We start from the raw sequence: 18104 nt of genomic DNA, 5'->3' as shown, positions 1-18104 counted from the left end.
AAAGAGTTCTAGGATCCAGAGTCTGTTGGAAAGCCACCTGATGCGTCATTGCCTGGATTAAAGCTGTTTTGAACGACATCACCAAAAGCGCCCATTTTGGTCAGTGACGGCTTGCTATAGGTTGAAAGCTCTTCCCGATCAGAGCGTGATGTGTTGGCGTCTCCGCCGTTGGCCTGTGTCATGGTTCGGATCCTCTTGTTTGGCTCAAGATATCGCGGCTTTATCCAATGGAAGCAAGCGCGTTCTGGCGCTTTTTATGTCAAGATGTCCGATCAACGCTTGCCGTTTTAGCGCAGTGTATCAGCATGCTGGAAACCTCAGGGTGGCATTTGCTTGGAAGACGCGCGCGCTCGCCCGCAATGACACGGGCCCCCTTCGGGATACCAATCTCTTGACCTATGCAGGATTTCTGGATTTGGGAAACCGGATCAAAGTTGTATTCGGCGACCTGACCGTGACGGTCTATCAATGCGCTGAGTTCAAAATCGAAAATTCTGAACTGGGCGGAAGCGACAACGACAATTCAGCAACACGCCTTTCCCGATGCGTTCAAGGTGGTGGTCGGGTCGAGTTTTCATGGCGTTTGGACTTTCGATAAACACTAGTCTGCAAGTTCAAAAATGCTGATTGGCGGCTGTTCCTTGACAGCGCCAAGGATGCCTATGGGCCCCTTGCCCAACACCTGCTGTCCGCGCGGGAGGGACAAATGCAGGTTCGCTATATCACGGCTGCAAGGCAGTCGATCACGGATCCAGACATTCGGTTCTTTCTGACAATGCTCTTGAATCTTCCCTCCCAAAGCGCATGCTTCACTTCGATCGAGGCGCATCATACCGAAGTGTCTTCACATCGGTCTTGCGCATGGTGCCTCATCGCCCTGAGCGAAAGCGACGTTGTTCTGGCTTTACAAAGGGACATAAGCAACGTCGCTAAGGTGCAAGGCGCCAATACCGGCGTCGAAATTGCCCTCGCTTTGGAAAGGCTTACAGAGGAACAATCTCAGCAATCCATCATGGGCCTACTGGAGGGCCGATGCATCATGGCGGTGGCTGTGAGAATAGTTCTTCAGACGTTGCGAAGGTGGCGCTTGCGGTGAAACGTTCATGACAAATCATGGAATTGTCTCCGCTGTCCATTGTGGGGCATAGAGACTTGGCCGATTGACACGAAACCGCAAACACGGTTGCCGCACCCCGAACCCAAGACACGCGAGATCCCTCCATGCCTTCAAAGATGCCCCAAACGGTCACGACTTCACCCGACGTCTTATTCCAAGAACTTACGGATCAAACGGTTCTGCTAGATTTGACGACTGGAACATATTTTGCGCTGGATCCTGTAGGAAGCGTTTTCTGGAAGCAGCTTGCGGATCATGGTGACACCTCCAAGACAATCGAGGCTGTGCTAAACTCTTTCGCCGTGGATCGTGACCAAGTGGTGGACGATTTTTGCGAGTTGATCGACCAACTGGACGCGGAAGGCCTGATCGCTGCCAGCTAGGGTACTGGGTCCACGCCAGGGCCATGCCGGCATTCAGATATAGCTGGTCAGCACAATATACTGCCTTGATCGATCCCCCCCAATCACAATCTCTCCGGCGACTTCGACCCAAGCATGGGCATCGACACCAACCGCTTCCCGGGAATCCCGCACGCCGACTACACAAACCGAAGCAATCGCGCGTCGATCGAGCATCGTTTTCAAGGCCATGGCGCGCGGCAAGCACATTGCCTTGGTGGGAAGGACCCGGGCAGCTCGACGCACGCTGCTGGCAATCTCGCGTGTCTCCTCCAGCCTATCGGGCTGGCCATGGAGGCCCACGTCTCGGACTTCGCGGCCAAGTCCCGCAGCAATTGCCGGAAATGGGCGGATCTTGATGCGTACTTGCGCCCGCACCAAAGCGGCAGCCGCCTCAATAAGCAGCGCACGCTCCCGTTTGGGCATGGTTACAAAGGCAGCAAACTTGTGCACGAGGACCATGGCTTGCTTCTCTACGATGGGTGCGGTTTCGAATGGTGTCGCGCGCCACCCTACAACCCAGCCCATAGACAGCCAAGAAGAGACGTGTAGACAACGCCATGAATGCGGCGTCCCGTCTGCTTTGGTAAATATGCGCCGCAACGTCGAAGGCTTCGACGAAACGCGGCTTTGGGCCGTGGGCACGCTCCGACAATGATGACACGGCAGATGATGCCGTGCCTCGGAAATGCTTGGCCGTAAGCCCGCTTCACCCCAGGCTACGCAGCGGATGAATGGCCGTTCCCATGGATTACGCTGCTGTCACGGTGTTTAGTTCAATAGGATCCTAGATTTTCCCGTCGGAGCGTTCGACGAGTGCGGACGAAAACTGATCTGAGTGTCGAATAGTTTCCTTGGAGTGATACCCATCAGCGCAAGCTACTGCTTTCCCCTTGCTCTGAAGGTCATTGAAGGCGGCGGATGAGCGCTAGCCATGCGGTCAGCGGGGTTGTCCGATGCCAGCTCAATTCAACGCTCCGGGAGCGCGTTGTAGCGGTATCCCCCAATGGATCACCTGCCGCTCCTGCGTGACGTGGCGGAAGCAATATCGTTCGGTCATCTTCGCGGACTGCTACGTCGTACGGCGCGCGAGGCCGTCCCGAATGGTCTTGATTTCATCCTCAAGGTGCGGGCCGCGATAGACAAATGACGTTTCGTGCCGGGCGTATTGCCCGTTCCGATCCGCGCTGAGCCAGTTGAATGATCCAGCACAGAGAAGCGATTGATCGACGGTCACGATCTTGCTGTGGAGTTTCGGCACCCGGTGAACGGCGACACCAATCGCGGAAAGTCGGCGTTCGACGGCTTCCATCTGGCTCAGCCCACCGGCCGCCGGGCCGGTGTTCAGCAGAGGATCGGCAAAGACTTCGATCTCTGCCCCGCGCTGACGAGCGGCCTCCATGGCGTCCAAAAGGCCAGTCCGTTCGATGGTTCCCGCAACGACCCACGGGCTGACGATCATGTATCTCCGCCCCTCGCCCTTTAGGGCACTCACGAGGAAGGCATCGTGCTCAGCGGAGTGCTGAAGCATCTCGATTTTGGCGTCGTCGCGGGTCAGGTCCTCGCGCGGCTCCATGGCGAAATCCAACGCCTTGCCCTGGGCCGCAAGGAATTCGGACAGCAGCGCGCGCGAAGAGCCGCTCCGGGCGGTGGCCATGATGTCCATATCGCCGAAAACAAGGCAGCTGTCCTTGGCTCGCGACACCGTCACGTTCAACATGCTGGGCGAGGCATCGATGAAACCGCCATCCGCGTGTTTTGAATAGACCGGCGAGAAGATCACCACCGGCCGCTCGGCCCCTTGCAGCGCGTGCACGGTGCCGATTGTCATGCCTTCGCGTCCGGACACCGTGATGCCGCGCGCGGTGCAGGCGTCCCGAATGGCGCGCACTTGCTGGCCAAAGGGCGTGACGAGCCCGACAATCTGCTCAAGTGGAAGACCGTAGTGGCCTTCCAGACCCGCGCGGTTTTCCTTTAGCCATGCTCCGATGGTACGGGCCTCGACGGGGTTGATGCGGCTGCCACCATTCGTGAAGGCGCGGCCTTCGACATGCAGGTAGCCCAGTGCGGGAAGAACCGCATCCGTTGGTGCCGGGCCGCGCATCGGGCGTAGTTTACCCTTGTAGCACAGGGCATTGCTGAAGCCGATGATCTCATCATGGCAGCGGCGATGTTCAAACAGGTAAAGCCCGCGATCCAGATCGGGCCAGGGCGCGACGGTGCAGGCCTGCTGCGCAAGACGCATGGCGCTGCCGCCGGTGGATCGGATGCCGCTTGCGGCCAGGTCATCGGGCACCCCTTCGCCGTCGATCAACCCACAGTCCTTGAGGTTCCCGATATCGACAGGGCAGGGCACGGCCGATATCGGCTCGATCTGCTGCGTGTCGCCGATGACCAGCGCGCGTTTGGCCAGAGCGAAAGAGGCGCCAGCGACCTCGGGCAGGACTTGCCCGGCTTCATCGACGATCAGTAGGTCGATGAAATTGTAAAGGCTGTCAGACGCGAACTTGCCCCCTTGATAGCGGCTGCACGTCAGTTTCCCCGGCAGGCTGGCAAAGGTGGCCACGGCGCAGGGCGTCAACATCATGCGACGTTGCCAGCGTGGTTCGATCGTCTTTCGTCCGGACTTCTCATGCGACGCGGTGATGGTGCCAAGATCGGCTTCCATCGCCATCAACCACCGTCCTTCCCAGTAGTGGGTCGCGAGCAGGAACAAGTCGAAACGGGTCCCGAGATCCGCCTCCCGCTCCAGCACGTCCAAGTCATCCGAGCCCCCGAAGGCCTCTGCCGCCTTGCGCCAAGCCTGATCGCTGGCCGTGGCCTGCCGTATCAACTCCTCTGCTCGGGCGAAGAGCTGTTTGGCAGAAGCGAGGTTCTGCTGCGCCTGTTTCAGGGCATCCGCGACCCGCGTTTCGATATCCTCGACACGAGTTATGTCCTGCAAGCCGTCCAGTCGATCTCCGATAGTCAGGCGCGCCCTCAAAGCGCGTTTGCGCTTGACCGAAGACATGAACGCGAAAAGACCGATTAGCCAGGACTCGGAGGCAAGATAGTGATCCAGCGCCGCACGTGCGGCGGCCAGTCGATCCGCCTCTTCCTGACTGGCGCGCAAAGCATCGGCGCGCCGTGTTTGCTCTGCGCCCGGATCTTCACCCAGTTCCGACAGGAGCGCGGCAGCGCAGGCTCCGCGGCGGTCAAAAGCCTGGTCCAGCTGTCGGAGCTTATTGGCTTGTGCAATCATACGATCCTGAAGCGCGACGACATACCCGGAGACGTCTTTGTTCCTTGCATCCGGAAATGCCCTTTCCGCAGCTTCCAGCCAGGCAACCCGCGCACGCTCGACATAGGCCACGGATTCACATTCCGCCTGGAAGGCCTCTGTCTGATAGCGCTGCGCGGCCTCCATGCGCCGCGAATGTGACGGCAGAAACATCCCGAAGCTCTTGATGTCCGGTAACCAGCGCCCGGCAAACACACCCTCGCCCGCTGCGAAATCCTTGCCAAAGGCGTCGATGATGTTGGTCACTGCCTGGTTGTTGGATGAGGCCGCGACGATGATCGGCGGCTCGCCTCCGTCGAGCGCGGCCTTTATCCAAAGCCCCGCCACAGCGGAAAGCAGCATGGTTGTCTTGCCAGTCCCGGGCGGGCCGTTCACCGCGATCACCTCGCCCGGTTTGGCGACGTCAAGCCACGCGAGGACCTGCCGTTGCTGTTCGGCGAGGGGGAAATGCGGGTTCGAATGACCAAGGCGTCGAAAAAACTCCTTTTCGATGCCGTGATCCATCGCGATCTCAGAGCGACAGGGCAAGGCAAGCTGGCTTAGAAGCGGCGTGTCCGGTTCATCGGCCAGCAGGCTGTCGTAAAGATCCAACATCCCGCGCACCGTTGCATTGGCGCCTTCAGATGCCTCGATGAAACCGCTTCCGGTCGGCAGGTATTCCGTCTCCCGAGAGGGCCAGCCGGGGGCGAGGGCATCGACCATCTGACGGCAATGCTGGCGATAGTCCTGCCAGCCTTCGACCGTCGTCATTTCGGGAAGGGGTGTCGTCGTCAGAAAATCGTCAAGCGCGTCCACCGATCCAAGGGCGAAGGCACCCCGGGGCAAGGGCGTCAGCAGGTCGCGCGCGATGGCATTGCGGGTCGGCACGATCCGCCCCGTCCGATCCACGAAACCTTCGGTGACTACGGGGGCGACAATCTCGGGCATCCCATCGGCGCGCGACGCGGCGTGTGAGGCTTTGCGAGCGGTCACAAGAGGCCAGAACCGAACCGAGACGGTTCCAGAAGCATCCTTGCCTTGGAACAGGTTCTGGACGACCTCTTTGGGAAGGATGCCCGTCTTGAGCGCGTCATTCGGGAGCGCGAGAAATCTTCTTCGATCCGCAGTCCGGAACGTCCCGTCACCAAGTGCACCATCCGCCAGAGATGTCCGCCAATACCGCAGGACGTTGGATAGTGTTGCGGCCATGCGGGGATCACCGTGGGGCTATTGCAGGCAGAAAAGTGAGCAAGCTCTGTGACTTGCTTGGAGATTTCCTGATTAGTGACCTTTTCAAGATGGGAGGGCAAGTGCTGGCCTGCCAGCCTCTCGTCCGCGGGAGGGCAGCTTCGATCTGTAACTCGGAAAGTTCCCGCCATACGGCCGATCGGACATTCAACACCCGTTCGTTTTTTTTGCAGCAATGAACAAGCTCGTTCCAGGAAGCCGTTCTGCAACAAGGAAGGAAGAATGCACGGCTGGGTCTGGGTCGTTCGCCTGAGCCAAGGCTTGTGGCGTGGATCTTTGCGACTTGACACATCGCGGTCGACGGGGGTCCCGTCAGGATCATTGGCGTAGTCTCCCAACCCGATCGTAAGTGCACCGTGACTGGATTTCAGCTATCCAGCCTCAGCGACCGGAGCGATTTTGACAAGGATCGCGCCAGAAGGTGCTGCACTGGCAACAGGCCGGTCCGCGATGAAATCAGAACGCCGATCCGCAGTTCGCGCAGCCGTGGCGAATTGAGAGCCACATAGCGTAGGCGTCCGTCCTCGATTTCGTCGATGAAACCGATCTTTGAGTAGATCCCGATGCCGTGCCCTTTCAGGATCATGGACTTCGCCAGCGGCAGCGAATTTGTCGACATCTGTGTCGAGAGCTGGACACTGAGGTTTGCCAGAGCCTCGTTCACAAATGACCGATGTGACTGTGAATCGTAGGACCGGATCAGATGGTAGGGCGCAAGATCACTGACCTCGAGCAGATCGCGTTCGGCAAGGGGATGGTCATGGGCCATGATCGCACCGATGGGGGTGGATTTTTCGGCCTGACAGCGGACATCGGGATGCAGGTCGTTGCTGAAAGACAGGCCGATATCGGCGGAATCCTCGGCCACGGCCTGCATGATGTTGTGGGGTTCGGCGGTTTGGATCGTATATCCCACCTCCGGGTAGGAGTCCTTGAAGGTATCCAGCACTTCCGGCAACACGCTAAGCGCAATTGAATCGAGGGTCGCGATATTGATGTGGCCGGTCCGCATATCGCGGATGTCGTCGACCATGTGGATAATGCGCTGGTAGTCGAACAACGTGTTTCGACAATGCTCCAACACAACGGCCCCGGCCTCGGTGACGCTCACCCCGTCCGCATGGCGATCGAACAGCCTGATCCCAAGCTTGTTTTCAACGCTGATGATCTTCCGGTTGAGCGATGAGGACGACAGGTTCAGCACCGCGGCTGCCTTGCGGATCGACCCCTGCCGCACCGTTTCATCGAAGTAATTCAAAAACTTGTCATGCATCGGAAAGCCTTTGCCGGAGGTCCTACCAGGTAAGCGCTGCAAAAAAGGCAGCACTATTCGCGCATTTTGACCCTATATACATCGCTCCCAATGCGTCTAGCGTTTGTTGAGTTACCAAAAAACCGATCGCAACTTGGAGTACCATCACAATGTCTCATACATTCGACCGCCGTTCTTTCCTGCAGACCACCGGCGCTGCCGCGAGTCTTGCCGCCTCTGGCACGATGATGTCGGTCCTGCCAGCACGCGCCGACGGCCACCTCTACACGATCCGAATGCAGTTGGGCTGGCTTGCCTCCAACGGGATCATGGGCGAAGTGATGGCCAATCACCTGGGCTATTTCGAAGAAGAAGGGCTGGCGCTGGAAATCGTGCCGGGCGGTCCCAACGTGGACGGCGTTGCCGCAGTCGCATCTGGGGCCAACAACCTCGGGTCGATCTCGTCCTCGCCCTCACTGATGCTGGCGCGTTCGGCAGGGTTGCCGATCAAATGCATCGCCGCTGGCTACCAGCAGCACCCGTTTACCTATTTCTCGCTGGCCGACAATCCGGTGCGCACGCCGCAGGATCTGATCGGCAAGACCGTGGCCACCCAAGGCACCGCGCGCATCCTGTTGAGCGCGCTTCTGGCCCATAACGGGATCTCGGAAGATGACGTCGACGTCATCGTCATGGGCGGCGACATGAGCGCGCTGATGACCGGGCAGGCCCAGGTCGCGACCGGTTGGACCACCAATGTCAGCGCGCTGTCGATCCTTGGTGATCAACGGGTCGACATGGCACTGTGGGACGCTGGCATCCAGCTTTACGCCAACCCCTACTACACCACCGACGACATGCTGGCCGAGCATTCGGACAAGTTGCAGGCGGCAATCCGGGCCATCTCGCGCGGTTGGGGCGCGGCCTACGAGGATCCGGAAGCCGCCGTGGACGCACTGGTGGCGGCCTATCCGAACCTTGATCGTGACAGCGAGATGGAGGCGGCCCCCCTGGTCCTCGGCTATTCATTCAACGACCAGACCGCCGAGCGCGGCTGGGGGACGATGACGGCCGAAAACTGGCAGGCGCAGATCGACATCTACGACCGGCTTGATCAATTCACCAGCGGCGCGCCGGCGCTGGAGGACATCATGACGATGGATATCCTCGAAGCGACGGCGGACACCCGTCCGACCTTCGGATAAGCCGATGGATGGGATGTCGCAAATCCAGACGGGAGGTCGCCCTGTGGCGGCTTCCCTGACCAATGCGAGCGTCAAGTTCGGCTCATTCACCGCACTGTCCGACATCTCGCTTGAGATCGGCGCGGGGGAGTTCTGGACCATTCTCGGCCCGTCGGGCTGTGGAAAATCCACCATGCTTCGCCTGGTGTCCGACCTCGTCCCACCGGCCTCGGGCGGCGTTGAAATCCTGGGAAAATCGACAGAGGCGGCGCGCCTCGCCCGCGAGTTTGCGTTCGTCTTTCAGGATGCCACGTTGCTGCCTTGGCGCTCTGCCCTGAAGAACGTGGAATTGCCGTTGGAGATGGGACGCAAACGCGGCATCGAGATCCCGCGCGGCGACCGGACGCCGATGGAATTGCTGGAGCTGGTCGGCCTGAAGGGGCGCGAGGATGCCCTGCCCCATGAGTTGTCGGGCGGCATGCGCCAACGTGTTGCGATTGCGCGCGCCCTGGTGTGCCAACCTAAGCTTTTGCTGATGGATGAGCCATTTGGCGCCCTGGATGAGATGACCCGCGACCACCTCAACATGCAATTGCTGGAGATCTGGCGAGAGACCGGCGTGACCTGCCTTTTTGTCACCCATTCGATCCCGGAGGCGGTGCTGCTGGGTCAAAAGGTCCTGATGTTGCGCGCCCATCCGGGCCGGGTGAAGGAGGTCGTCGAAATCGATCTGCCCGAGCCCCGCCACGTGGAACTACGTGAGACGCCGGATTTCAATCGCTACTCGTCCTATTTACGCAAATCCCTGGAGGATTGCTGATGGCTGTCGTCGAGAACCTATCCCAAGACTCCGAAGCCGAGGTCCGCGCGCCATCGCTGCTGATGCGGCGGCTGAAAAATGCCGCCGTTCCCATAGGCACGGCGATCGCCTTGCTGCTGATCTGGCAATTCGGTGTGCGTTTCTTCGAGGTCCCGACCTATATCGCTCCGGCTCCGACCGACGTGGGCGCGGTGCTGCGTGACGATTTTCCGCTTCTGATGCGGAACTTCTGGCCCACCTTCATGGTCAGCGTTGTTGGTTTTTTCGCCGGGAACACAGCCGCCATCCTGATCGCCGTGGCCTTTGTGCATAGCCGTGCGGCCGAGCGCGCCTTCTTCCCGATCGCGGTGTTCGTCAATACCATCCCGATCCTGGCCATCGCGCCGATCTTGGTGCTGATCTTTGGTCCCGGCATGACCGCGAAAGTGGTGATTGCAGGCTTGATCTGCTTCTTTCCGACACTGGTCAACATGGTGCGCGGGCTGCAATCGGTCAGCCCGCAGGCGCTGGAACTGGCGCGGATCCTGTCGGCTTCCAAGGCCGAGGTGTTCTGGAAAATCCGCCTGCCCTCATCCCTGCCCTTCCTGTTTTCGGCCCTGAAAATCGCCGCGACAACCTGTGTGATCGGCGCGATCGTCAGCGAATGGATCGGTGCGGATCAGGGCCTTGGGGCGCTCATCATCGACAGCACGTTCAACTATCGCTCCCCCCTGCTTTACGCCACCGTCTTCATGTCTTCGGGCCTGTCGGTGCTGCTGTTTGCGTCGGTGACGATCACGGAAAAACTTGTGGTGCGCTGGTAGCACCCGACAGACTTCAAGGAGAAAACAACATGACAGATCGTCAGACAGCTTTCGTGAAAGTCGAAAGCGCCCAGTTGCCAGTGGTTGCGGATTGCGACGTGGTGGTCGTTGGGGCGGGACCGGCAGGCCACGCGGCTGCGGTTTCTGCGGCGCGCAATGGCTCATCGGTGACGCTGTTGGAACGCTATCATCATCTTGGGGGCATGGCGTCTGGCGGCATGGTCCTGGTGCTCGACGACATGGTCAACGAGGGCAACGAGGTGGTCACGACCGGCATCGTCGATGAATTCGTGGACCGCATGGAGAAGCAGAATGGCGCGGTCTATCCGCCGTCTTCCGATTGCCAGACCAACTGGGAGATGTGGCAGAAATGGTCGCGCTGGGGCTGCATCGATTTTCACAAATCGATGATGCCGCAACCGATCATCCATGCGGTGGCGTTCGATCCCGACGCGTGGAAGCGCGTCAGCCTCGACATGGTGCGCGAATCCGGCGTCAACCTGCGCACCCATAGCTGGTTCTCGGATGTGCTGATGGAAGGCGGGCGCATCACCGGCGTCATCGCCCAGACCAAGGAAGGCCGTCAGGTGATCCGCGCGAAATATGTCGTGGATGCAACCGGTGACCTGGATGTCGGCAAGGCGGCGGGCGCAGAATACACCGACGGGCAATACATCGTCACCACCGTATTCCGTCTGTGCGACGTGGATACTGAAAAGGCCATCGCCTTCGAGTTCGCGGAGCCAGAGGCATACAAGAAGCTCGACCGGCAGGCGCGTCGCGTGATCGGCGGGGCCTGGGGCATGTGGTGGCTGAAGACGCCGTTGCCGGGCATCGTCTGGTGCAACTGCCCCCATATGCCGGGCTACGACGGGCTGTCCGTCGATCACATGGTCGCCGCCGAATACGAGGGCCGCGAGCGGATGATGAACCTGCTGCATTTCGCGCGCGCCAATATCCCCGGCTTCGAGAACGCCAAGATGTTGGGGGGTGCCGAGCAGATGGGCGTGCGTCAGACCCGTCTGTTGCAGGGCGAATATGTGGTCAGCAAGAAAGACGTCACCTCGCGGCGGTATTTCGAAGATACCGTCTGCCGCGGCCGCGACTACTACACGCCCTACCGCGCGCTTCTGCCCAAGGGCATCGACAACCTTATCGTCGCCGGGCGGCACTATTCCGTCGACAGCGACGCCCAGAAGATGAGCCGCGAGATCCCGCCCTGCATGGCGCAGGGAGAGGCCGCAGGCATCGCCGCACACCTGGCGCTGGACGGCAACAAGGCGCTGCGTGACGTCGATTACAAGGCGATCCAGAAACAGATGCGCGCCCAGGGGGCCGATCCCGGCGACAAGCCATCCGCAAACGCGCTGATCGAAGATCCGGTCGCAGCAGAATAACCAGAGGCAAAATCAATGTCAGACACAATCATGCCGCTCAGCGGCATCAGAATCATCGACTTCACCCAGGTCATGTTGGGGCCATGCTGTACCCAGATGCTGGGAGATTTCGGCGCGGACGTCATCAAGGTCGAACGCCCCGGCGCAGGTGATCTGAGCCGCTCGTTCTATGGCGAACGCGGCGAGGAGGCGATGAACAATGCCGTCTTCGCCTCTCTCAACCGCAACAAGCGCTCTGTCACGCTGGACACCAAGACCGACGAAGGGCGGCAGGCAGCCCTTGACCTGATCCGCACCGCCGACGTGGTGGTGGACAACTTCCGCGCGGGTGTGATGGATCGCCTGGGCTTCGGGTACGATGCACTCAGCAAGGTCAACCCGCAGATCATCTGCGCCTCGGGCACCGGCTTCGGGCCCGTTGGACCCTATGCCCACAAGGGCGGGCAGGATGTGCTGGCGCAGGCGATGACGGGTGTGATGGAGAAGACGCAAGATCCCTCGATCCCGAAATCGATCTATCCCACAACGCTGTGCGACTACTCGGCCGGCATGCATCTGGTCCAGGGCATCATGGCGGCGCTGTTGATGCGCGAGAAAACCGGGTTGGGTCAGAAAGTCGGCGTCTCGCTTTACGACAGCATGATCGCGATGCAGATGCAGGAGGCCGCGCAATGGTCCAAGCATCGCGAAGTCCTGAACTGGGCCGCGATGCCCCTGACCGGCGTGTTTGACACGCAAGACGGCGCAATCGTGATCGTCGGCGCGTTCAAGGCGAACCCCTTGCAGGACATCTGCACCGCGTTGGAAATCGAAGACCTGTCGCCGACATATCCGACCTTGCCCGATCAGCGCGCCAACAAGCCGTTCCTTCAGGACACGTTCCGCACCGTGATCGCGACCAATACCTCGGCCCATTGGCTGGAAAGGCTGGAGGCAGTGGACCTGCTTTGTGCGCCGGTCCGCTCGTTGGGCGAGGCGCTGGATGATCCGCAGACACAGGTCAACGATATGCTGGTAGAAATCGACCACCCGGTGCTGGGTGAAGTCAAGCTGGTCGGATCGCCCGTGCATCTGAGCGCGGCCCCGCTATCGGTCCGTCATCTGCCGCCGAAACTGGGCGAGCACACGGACGAAGTGTTGCAGGAGGTGGCCGAACTGCTGCGAACCGAGGCGGCGGAATGAGCGTACTTTTCGACGTCGCGGATCATGTTGCGCGGGTCACCATTGACCGCCCGGACCGGATGAATGCCATTGATACGGCGACCCACCGGCGTTTGGGCGAGATCTGGGACGAGGTAGAGAGCAATCCAGATATCCGTTGCGCCGTGCTGACCGGTGCGGGGGATCGGGCGTTTTCCGCCGGTGCGGACCTGAAGGACGACACGGGCATGTCCGGCGTGGACTACTGGAAGGGCCTGAGCAGGAACGGCTATCGCGGCATCTCGCTGCGGCACATGTCGACGCCGGTGATCGCGCGGGTCAACGGGCTGGCGCTTGGCGGCGGGCTAGAGATGGTGCTGGGGTGCGACATCGTGATTGCCGCCGACACGGCTCGGTTCGCCCTGCCCGAGGCGAAGGTGGGCCGGGTGCCGCTGGACGGTGGCATGCTGCTGCTGCCGCGCCTGATCCCCCGCAACATCGCGGTGGGCATGATGATGACGGGCCGCATGGTGCCCGCGTCCGAGATGGCGCGGTATGGTTTGGTGAACGCGGTTGTGCCGTTTGCAGATCTGGATGACGAGGTGAACACTTGGGTGACAGACATCCTGTCCGCCGCGCCCCTGAGCCTGCGCGCGATCAAGGCAGTGGCCCGGCAGACGGCGTCGTTGTCGGTGCATGAGGCTTATGAAACGGGCGCGCCGGAGCTGGCGCTTGCCCTGAGATCAGACGACGCGGACGAAGGTGTTCTTGCCTTCCGCGAAAAACGCGCGCCGGTCTGGCGCGGGCGGTAGACCATGGCGCTTGTGATCCTCAGTGCTTGCGTCGACGTGAAGGACGGGATCTGCACGACCTCGTGCCCCGTCGATTGCATCTACGAGGGTGAGCGGATGTTCTACATCCACCCGACGGAATGCATCGAATGCGGCATGTGCGAAAGCATCTGCCCGGTGGACGCGATCCGCTATGACGATGAGGTGCCAGAGGGCGAAGAAGCCTTCGCCACGCTCAACGACGCCGTGTTCCGCTTGGCCGATGGCACGCTGGACGAGCCCGGCGGATGGGCCAAGGGCATGGTGCCATTGAGCGACCCGCCACAATTGGCGGACCTCTCTGCCGAGACGGAAAAAGAAAAGGAACCAAGCTGATGGACGGGATTATTGCGGCTGTGCCAACGCCGGTGGATGGCACGGGTGCGCCTTTACGAGACTTGTTTGTGGAGCATTGCCAATGGGCCTTGGCCAATGGCTGTCATGGGCTGAACATCCTTGGCTCGACCGGTGAAGCGAATTCTTTCGATGCAGCAACCCGGCGCGAGGTGATGGGGTGGGCAGTCGAGGTCTGCCCGGTGGATCGGTTGATGGTGGGCACCGGCACGCCGTCCCTGGCCGAGACGATTGCCCTGACCAAAGCGGCGGATGATCTGGGATATGGCGTCGCACTGGTGCTGCCGCCCTACTATTACAAGCCGGCCAGTGAGGCCGGGCTGATCGCTTGGTACATGGCCCTCCACGAGGCGCTCGGGCCCCGCAAGATCCAGGTATTCTTCTATAATTTCCCGCAGATGACCGGGCTTGCAATTCCGATTGCGGTCATCGCGGAACTGGCGCGCCGCGCGCCATCCCGGTTCACCGGCATCAAGGACAGCTCCGGCGATCTGGACTACGCCCGCGCCCTTGTCGCCGAGAACCCCGCGTTGCGAGTATTTCCAAGCTCCGAGACGGTTTTGCCCCACGCGCGAAAAGACGGCTTCGCGGGCTGCATTTCAGCGACAGTCAACATCACGGCCCCGCTCTGCGTGCAGGTCTGGAACGCGCAGGGTGCCGCAACGGACGGGGTCGCCGACGAGATTGCCCGCCAGCGCGGCGCGATGGCCGGTCCGGCCTTGATCCCCAACATCAAGGCCATGGTGGCCGCACGCACCGGCGACACCCGCTGGCGCACTACGCTGCCCCCCTTCCTGCCGCTGTCCGATACGGCGGCGCACGATCTTGAAACGGCCCTTCAGGCCCAACAACAAACGGAACCTACATGACCAAGCATATGTCTCTCATCGACGGAACCTGGGCCGATTTCGGCAACTTCCAACCCGATATCAACCCCGCGAACACCGACGAGGTGATCGGTGAATTCTCCTATGGCGATGCAAGTGCCGTCGATCAGGCCGTGGCCGCAGCCAAGCGCGCTGCCCCTGGATGGGCGGCCTCGACGCCGCAGGTGCGCCATGACTTGCTGGCCGCCGTTGGCGCGGCTCTGGCGGATGGTGCGCAGGAATATGGGCGCATCCTGGCCCGCGAAGAGGGCAAGACCCTGGCCGAGGCCATCGGTGAGGTCGGCCGCGCGGCGCAGGTGTTCAAGTTCTTCGCCGGTGAGGCATTGCGCCTGGGCGGGCAACTGCACCCCTCTGTCCGGCCCGATATCGATATCGAGATCACCCGTGAGCCCGTCGGCGTCGTCGGCCTGATCACGCCCTGGAACTTCCCGATTGCGATTCCAGCCTGGAAGACCGCTCCGGCGCTGGCGTTTGGCAACTGCGTGGTGATGAAACCCGCCGATCTGACACCCGCCTGCGCGCAGATCATCGCGCGCCTGCTGCACGAGAATGGCTGCCCGCCGGGCGTCTTCAACCTTGTTTACGGACGCGGATCGGTGGTGGGCGAGGCCCTTGTCAATCATCCCGACGTGGCCGCGATTTCCTTCACCGGATCGGTCGATGTCGGTAACCGAATGGCTGAAACCTGCGGACGCCTGCGCAAGAAGCTCCAGCTGGAGATGGGCGGCAAGAACCCGATGGTCGTCATGGATGACGCGGATATGGATGTGGCCGTCAACGCCTGCCTGAACGGGGCGTTCTTCTCCACCGGGCAACGCTGCACGGCGTCGTCGCGCCTGATCGTGCAGGCCGGTATCCACGATGCGTTCGTCGAGAAGTTGAGCGCCGCAATGTCCGCCTTGAAGGTCGGCGATCCGCTGGACGCGGCCACTCAGATCGGGCCGGTGGTTGACGAGAAACAACTCGCGTCAAACCTGAAATACGTCGATCTCGCGCATCAGGAGGCGGCTGAGGTGATCGGTGGCCAGCGGCTCAACCTTGCGACACCCGGCTTCTTCCAGGCCCCTGCCCTGTTCCTCGGCACGACCAACGACATGCGCATCAACCGCGAAGAGATTTTTGGCCCCACAGCCTCCGTTATCAAGGTGGGCGACCTCGAAGAAGCCATCGCGGTGGCCAACGATACAGAATTCGGCCTGTCGTCGGGCATCTGCACCAGCAGCCTGAAATCCGCCCGCGAGTATCGCCGGCGCGCGCAGGCGGGCATGCTGATGGTAAACCTGCCGACGGCAGGTGTCGATTACCATGTGCCATTCGGGGGCCGGAAAGGATCCAGCTTTGGGCCGCGTGAACAGGGCAGCTTCGCGGCCGAGTTCTACACCGTGGTCAAGACCTCCTACGTGTTCGCGGGGTAACGCCATGGCCGATGACGCAACCTGGACGGCCCGGTTCATGGGGATGTGCGACCATGTCGCCAGCTGGTCGGAAGATCGGGACCGGCATGTGGGTTGCGTCATTGTCGGATCAGACGGACACGAAGTGCGCGCGACGGGCTATAACGGCCTGCCGCGCGGCGTCTCGGACGCCGATGAGGCACGCTTCGACCGCGCCAGCGGCGAGAAGTTTTTCTGGGGCGAACATGCCGAACGCAACGCGATCTACAATGCCGCGCGCATGGGCGTGTCGCTTCAGGGTTGCACAGTCTACGTCAATCGCTTTCCCTGCGCTGATTGCGCCCGGGCGATCATCCAATGCGGGATTGTCAGGGTCGTCTGCCCGCCGATCCCCGAAGCGGATGGGGCGTTGGACTACAGCTTTCAGGTCGCGAAGCAGATGCTGACCGAAGCCGGGATCGCCCTCAATCATCCCTGACGCAAGGCCTACAAGAAAGTTGCTCCCGTCGTTACGCTAGCCAAAGCCCTTATCCGATGATGTGATGCAAGACGGCGCGACAGGGGCAGGTCGTGCCAACGCACCAAGCCGTTTTTGCTGCACAACCAACAACAAATTGTGCAGAGTCTCAACGCATTCCCAGCATCCCAAGAAATTCGTAGGGCGTCACCTGCGGAGTATCTCTCCGCCACCGACTCCTATTACGCACCCGTTGCGAAATACGTGTCCGCAATCGGGCGATTTCCGTGCCCCTTTTCGTTCCCCGCCTCGAAATCAATTCTCTTGCCATGTTTCCGCAATTGGCGGGATTTTCATCGCTCGGTCCGTGATCAGCCACCACATCTCAAAGCTGGAGAAAGACCTTGGCGCATCGCTGCCGTATCGCTCGACGCGGCGCATGTCGTTGATCGAGGCGAGCGCACCCCTTTTGGCGGCCCGTCAGCCCCTGATCGCCGCCGCTATTGATGGGCTTTCGGCACGTCGCGACCATTCGTGCATCATGCAGAACCCGTCGCTATGGGCTCGACCCCGCCATTTGATGCACGACAAAAAAAAGGGCAGAGGATCTCTCCCCTGCCCCTTCGAAATGCTCAAGGCGTAAGGCCGTTCAGCCCTTGCCGGCGGTCTTGGCGACTTCTTCGGCGAAGTTCTCGACCTTCTTCTCGATTCCTTCGCCAACTTCCAACCGGACAAACCCGGTGATCTCGGCGCCGGCTTCCTTGGCGGCGTCGCCGACGGTGAGGTCGGGGTTCACCACGAAGGCTTGATTCAGAAGCGTGACCTCGGCCATGTACTTCTTCATCCGGCCCACGATCATCTTTTCGATGACCTGCTCTGGCTTACCGCTTTCGCGCGCGATGTCCATTTGGACCTGCTTTTCCTTCTCGACCACATCCGGGTCCAGATCGACCTCGGACAGCGACGCCGGGTTCACGGCGGCGACATGCATGGCGACCTGCTTGGCGAAAGCTTCATCGCCGCCCTTGGTGGCGACCAGAACGCCGATCTTGCCCATGCCGTCAGCAACGGCGTTGTGGACGTAAGACACAACCGTGTCGCCTTCCAGCTTGGCCATGCGGCGCAGGCCCATGTTTTCACCGATGGTCGCGATCTTGTCGGTCAGGATTTCCGAAACGGGCTTGCCGCCAATCTCGAACTTCTGCAGCGCGTCCGTGTCGGCCACCTGAAGGGCGGCCGTCGCGAAGCTTGCGACCATTTCCTGGAACTCGGCGTTCTTGCCGACGAAATCGGTCTCGGAGTTCACTTCGACCGCGACGCCCGTGCCACCGTCAACGGAAACGGCCACAAGGCCTTCGGCGGCGGTGCGCCCGGATTTCTTGGCGGCTTTCGCCAGGCCTTTGGTGCGCAGCCAGTCGATTGCCGCTTCCATGTCACCGTCAGTTTCCGTCAGTGCCTTCTTGGCGTCCATCATGCCTGCGCCGGACGTTTCGCGCAGTTCTTTTACCATGCTTGCCGTGATTGCCATGTCATGGGTCTCCTGAAATGGGGGGGTAGGTTG

The 18104-nt window shown here is 60.9% G+C and carries 18 protein-coding genes; 13 read left to right on the top strand and 5 right to left on the bottom strand.

Going from position 1 to position 18104, the window contains the following annotated elements:
- Positions 1 to 8: 8 nt before the first annotated feature.
- Positions 9 to 182, bottom strand: coding sequence for a hypothetical protein (locus KUL25_RS05205; RefSeq protein ID WP_257891969.1), 174 nt, complete (start codon positions 180 to 182; stop codon positions 9 to 11).
- A gap of 17 nt (positions 183 to 199) precedes the next feature.
- Between KUL25_RS05205 and KUL25_RS05200 the strand changes: the two genes are divergently transcribed.
- Positions 200 to 598: a hypothetical protein gene (locus tag KUL25_RS05200; protein ID WP_257891968.1), complete on the top strand. Its 399-nt coding sequence runs from the start codon at positions 200 to 202 to the stop codon at positions 596 to 598.
- A 623-nt stretch (positions 599 to 1221) separates the two neighbouring features.
- A complete protein-coding gene (locus KUL25_RS05195; protein ID WP_345790935.1) occupies positions 1222 to 1500 on the top strand; it encodes a PqqD family protein in 279 nt (92 codons plus the stop codon).
- 33 nt (positions 1501 to 1533) lie between these two features.
- On the opposite strand, the gene KUL25_RS05190 is transcribed toward KUL25_RS05195, so the two are convergent.
- The 3 genes from KUL25_RS05190 to KUL25_RS05180 form a co-directional block, all read right to left on the bottom strand.
- Entirely contained in the window at positions 1534 to 1980 is a 447-nt protein-coding gene (locus KUL25_RS05190) for a lasso peptide biosynthesis B2 protein (RefSeq protein ID WP_257891967.1), read from the bottom strand.
- A gap of 610 nt (positions 1981 to 2590) precedes the next feature.
- Positions 2591 to 5986: an AAA domain-containing protein gene (locus KUL25_RS05185; protein WP_257891966.1), complete on the bottom strand. Its 3396-nt coding sequence runs from the start codon at positions 5984 to 5986 to the stop codon at positions 2591 to 2593.
- 406 nt (positions 5987 to 6392) lie between these two features.
- Entirely contained in the window at positions 6393 to 7298 is a 906-nt protein-coding gene (locus tag KUL25_RS05180) for a LysR family transcriptional regulator (RefSeq protein WP_257891965.1), read from the bottom strand.
- A gap of 149 nt (positions 7299 to 7447) precedes the next feature.
- Here KUL25_RS05180 and KUL25_RS05175 point away from each other — a divergent pair, with 149 nt between their 5' ends.
- The 11 genes from KUL25_RS05175 to KUL25_RS05125 all read left to right on the top strand — a co-directional run bounded on the left by KUL25_RS05175 (position 7448) and on the right by KUL25_RS05125 (position 17186).
- On the top strand, positions 7448 to 8482 hold the full coding sequence (locus tag KUL25_RS05175) for an ABC transporter substrate-binding protein (RefSeq protein ID WP_257891964.1): 1035 nt from the start codon (positions 7448 to 7450) through the stop codon (positions 8480 to 8482).
- 43 nt (positions 8483 to 8525) lie between these two features.
- Entirely contained in the window at positions 8526 to 9281 is a 756-nt protein-coding gene (locus KUL25_RS05170; RefSeq protein ID WP_257891963.1) for an ABC transporter ATP-binding protein, read from the top strand.
- A complete protein-coding gene (locus tag KUL25_RS05165; protein ID WP_257891962.1) occupies positions 9281 to 10084 on the top strand; it encodes an ABC transporter permease in 804 nt (267 codons plus the stop codon). Before KUL25_RS05170 ends, KUL25_RS05165 begins: the two co-directional genes overlap by 1 nt.
- Positions 10085 to 10113: 29 nt before the next feature.
- Positions 10114 to 11481 carry an FAD-dependent oxidoreductase gene (locus KUL25_RS05160; protein WP_257891961.1) on the top strand — a complete coding sequence of 456 codons (1368 nt, stop codon included), beginning with the start codon at positions 10114 to 10116 and terminating at the stop codon, positions 11479 to 11481.
- A 15-nt stretch (positions 11482 to 11496) separates the two neighbouring features.
- Positions 11497 to 12663: a CaiB/BaiF CoA transferase family protein gene (locus KUL25_RS05155; RefSeq protein ID WP_257891960.1), complete on the top strand. Its 1167-nt coding sequence runs from the start codon at positions 11497 to 11499 to the stop codon at positions 12661 to 12663.
- Positions 12660 to 13433, top strand: a complete 774-nt coding sequence (locus tag KUL25_RS05150) for an enoyl-CoA hydratase-related protein (protein ID WP_257891959.1) — start codon at positions 12660 to 12662, stop codon at positions 13431 to 13433. Before KUL25_RS05155 ends, KUL25_RS05150 begins: the two co-directional genes overlap by 4 nt.
- Positions 13434 to 13436: 3 nt before the next feature.
- Positions 13437 to 13787, top strand: coding sequence for a ferredoxin family protein (locus KUL25_RS05145; protein WP_257891958.1), 351 nt, complete (start codon positions 13437 to 13439; stop codon positions 13785 to 13787).
- On the top strand, positions 13787 to 14674 hold the full coding sequence (locus KUL25_RS05140) for a dihydrodipicolinate synthase family protein (RefSeq protein ID WP_257891957.1): 888 nt from the start codon (positions 13787 to 13789) through the stop codon (positions 14672 to 14674). The genes KUL25_RS05145 and KUL25_RS05140 overlap by 1 nt, the downstream gene beginning before the upstream one ends.
- A complete protein-coding gene (locus KUL25_RS05135) occupies positions 14671 to 16107 on the top strand; it encodes an aldehyde dehydrogenase family protein (protein WP_257891956.1) in 1437 nt (478 codons plus the stop codon). The genes KUL25_RS05140 and KUL25_RS05135 overlap by 4 nt, the downstream gene beginning before the upstream one ends.
- Before the next feature lie 4 nt (positions 16108 to 16111).
- A complete protein-coding gene (locus KUL25_RS05130) occupies positions 16112 to 16564 on the top strand; it encodes a deoxycytidylate deaminase (RefSeq protein WP_257891955.1) in 453 nt (150 codons plus the stop codon).
- A 418-nt stretch (positions 16565 to 16982) separates the two neighbouring features.
- Positions 16983 to 17186, top strand: coding sequence for a hypothetical protein (locus tag KUL25_RS05125; RefSeq protein ID WP_257891954.1), 204 nt, complete (start codon positions 16983 to 16985; stop codon positions 17184 to 17186).
- Positions 17187 to 17192: 6 nt separating this feature from the next.
- On the opposite strand, the gene tsf is transcribed toward KUL25_RS05125, so the two are convergent.
- On the bottom strand, positions 17193 to 18071 hold the full coding sequence (gene tsf / locus KUL25_RS05120; protein WP_257891953.1) for a translation elongation factor Ts: 879 nt from the start codon (positions 18069 to 18071) through the stop codon (positions 17193 to 17195).
- Positions 18072 to 18104 lie beyond the last annotated feature (33 nt).

It is taken from the genome of Gymnodinialimonas phycosphaerae, from assembly GCF_019195455.1.
Taxonomy (GTDB): Bacteria; Pseudomonadota; Alphaproteobacteria; order Rhodobacterales; family Rhodobacteraceae; genus Gymnodinialimonas; species Gymnodinialimonas phycosphaerae.
This window is presented reverse-complemented; position numbering and strand designations above follow the sequence as displayed.

Bases quoted from the DNA above. Each gene is read 5' to 3' on its own strand.
- tsf (WP_257891953.1), bottom strand. From the start codon at position 18,071: ATGGCAATCACGGCAAGCATGGTAAAAGAACTGCGCGAAACGTCCGGC.
- KUL25_RS05155 (WP_257891960.1), top strand. From the start codon at position 11,497: ATGTCAGACACAATCATGCCGCTCAGCGGCATCAGAATCATCGACTTC.
- KUL25_RS05145 (WP_257891958.1), top strand. From the start codon at position 13,437: ATGGCGCTTGTGATCCTCAGTGCTTGCGTCGACGTGAAGGACGGGATC.
- KUL25_RS05165 (WP_257891962.1), top strand. From the start codon at position 9,281: ATGGCTGTCGTCGAGAACCTATCCCAAGACTCCGAAGCCGAGGTCCGC.
- KUL25_RS05205 (WP_257891969.1), bottom strand. From the start codon at position 182: ATGACACAGGCCAACGGCGGAGACGCCAACACATCACGCTCTGATCGG.
- KUL25_RS05175 (WP_257891964.1), top strand. From the start codon at position 7,448: ATGTCTCATACATTCGACCGCCGTTCTTTCCTGCAGACCACCGGCGCT.
- KUL25_RS05130 (WP_257891955.1), top strand. From the start codon at position 16,112: ATGGCCGATGACGCAACCTGGACGGCCCGGTTCATGGGGATGTGCGAC.
- KUL25_RS05180 (WP_257891965.1), bottom strand. From the start codon at position 7,298: ATGCATGACAAGTTTTTGAATTACTTCGATGAAACGGTGCGGCAGGGG.
- KUL25_RS05125 (WP_257891954.1), top strand. From the start codon at position 16,983: ATGTCGTTGATCGAGGCGAGCGCACCCCTTTTGGCGGCCCGTCAGCCC.
- KUL25_RS05195 (WP_345790935.1), top strand. From the start codon at position 1,222: ATGCCTTCAAAGATGCCCCAAACGGTCACGACTTCACCCGACGTCTTA.
- KUL25_RS05140 (WP_257891957.1), top strand. From the start codon at position 13,787: ATGGACGGGATTATTGCGGCTGTGCCAACGCCGGTGGATGGCACGGGT.
- KUL25_RS05135 (WP_257891956.1), top strand. From the start codon at position 14,671: ATGACCAAGCATATGTCTCTCATCGACGGAACCTGGGCCGATTTCGGC.
- KUL25_RS05150 (WP_257891959.1), top strand. From the start codon at position 12,660: ATGAGCGTACTTTTCGACGTCGCGGATCATGTTGCGCGGGTCACCATT.
- KUL25_RS05185 (WP_257891966.1), bottom strand. From the start codon at position 5,986: ATGGCCGCAACACTATCCAACGTCCTGCGGTATTGGCGGACATCTCTG.
- KUL25_RS05160 (WP_257891961.1), top strand. From the start codon at position 10,114: ATGACAGATCGTCAGACAGCTTTCGTGAAAGTCGAAAGCGCCCAGTTG.
- KUL25_RS05190 (WP_257891967.1), bottom strand. From the start codon at position 1,980: ATGGTCCTCGTGCACAAGTTTGCTGCCTTTGTAACCATGCCCAAACGG.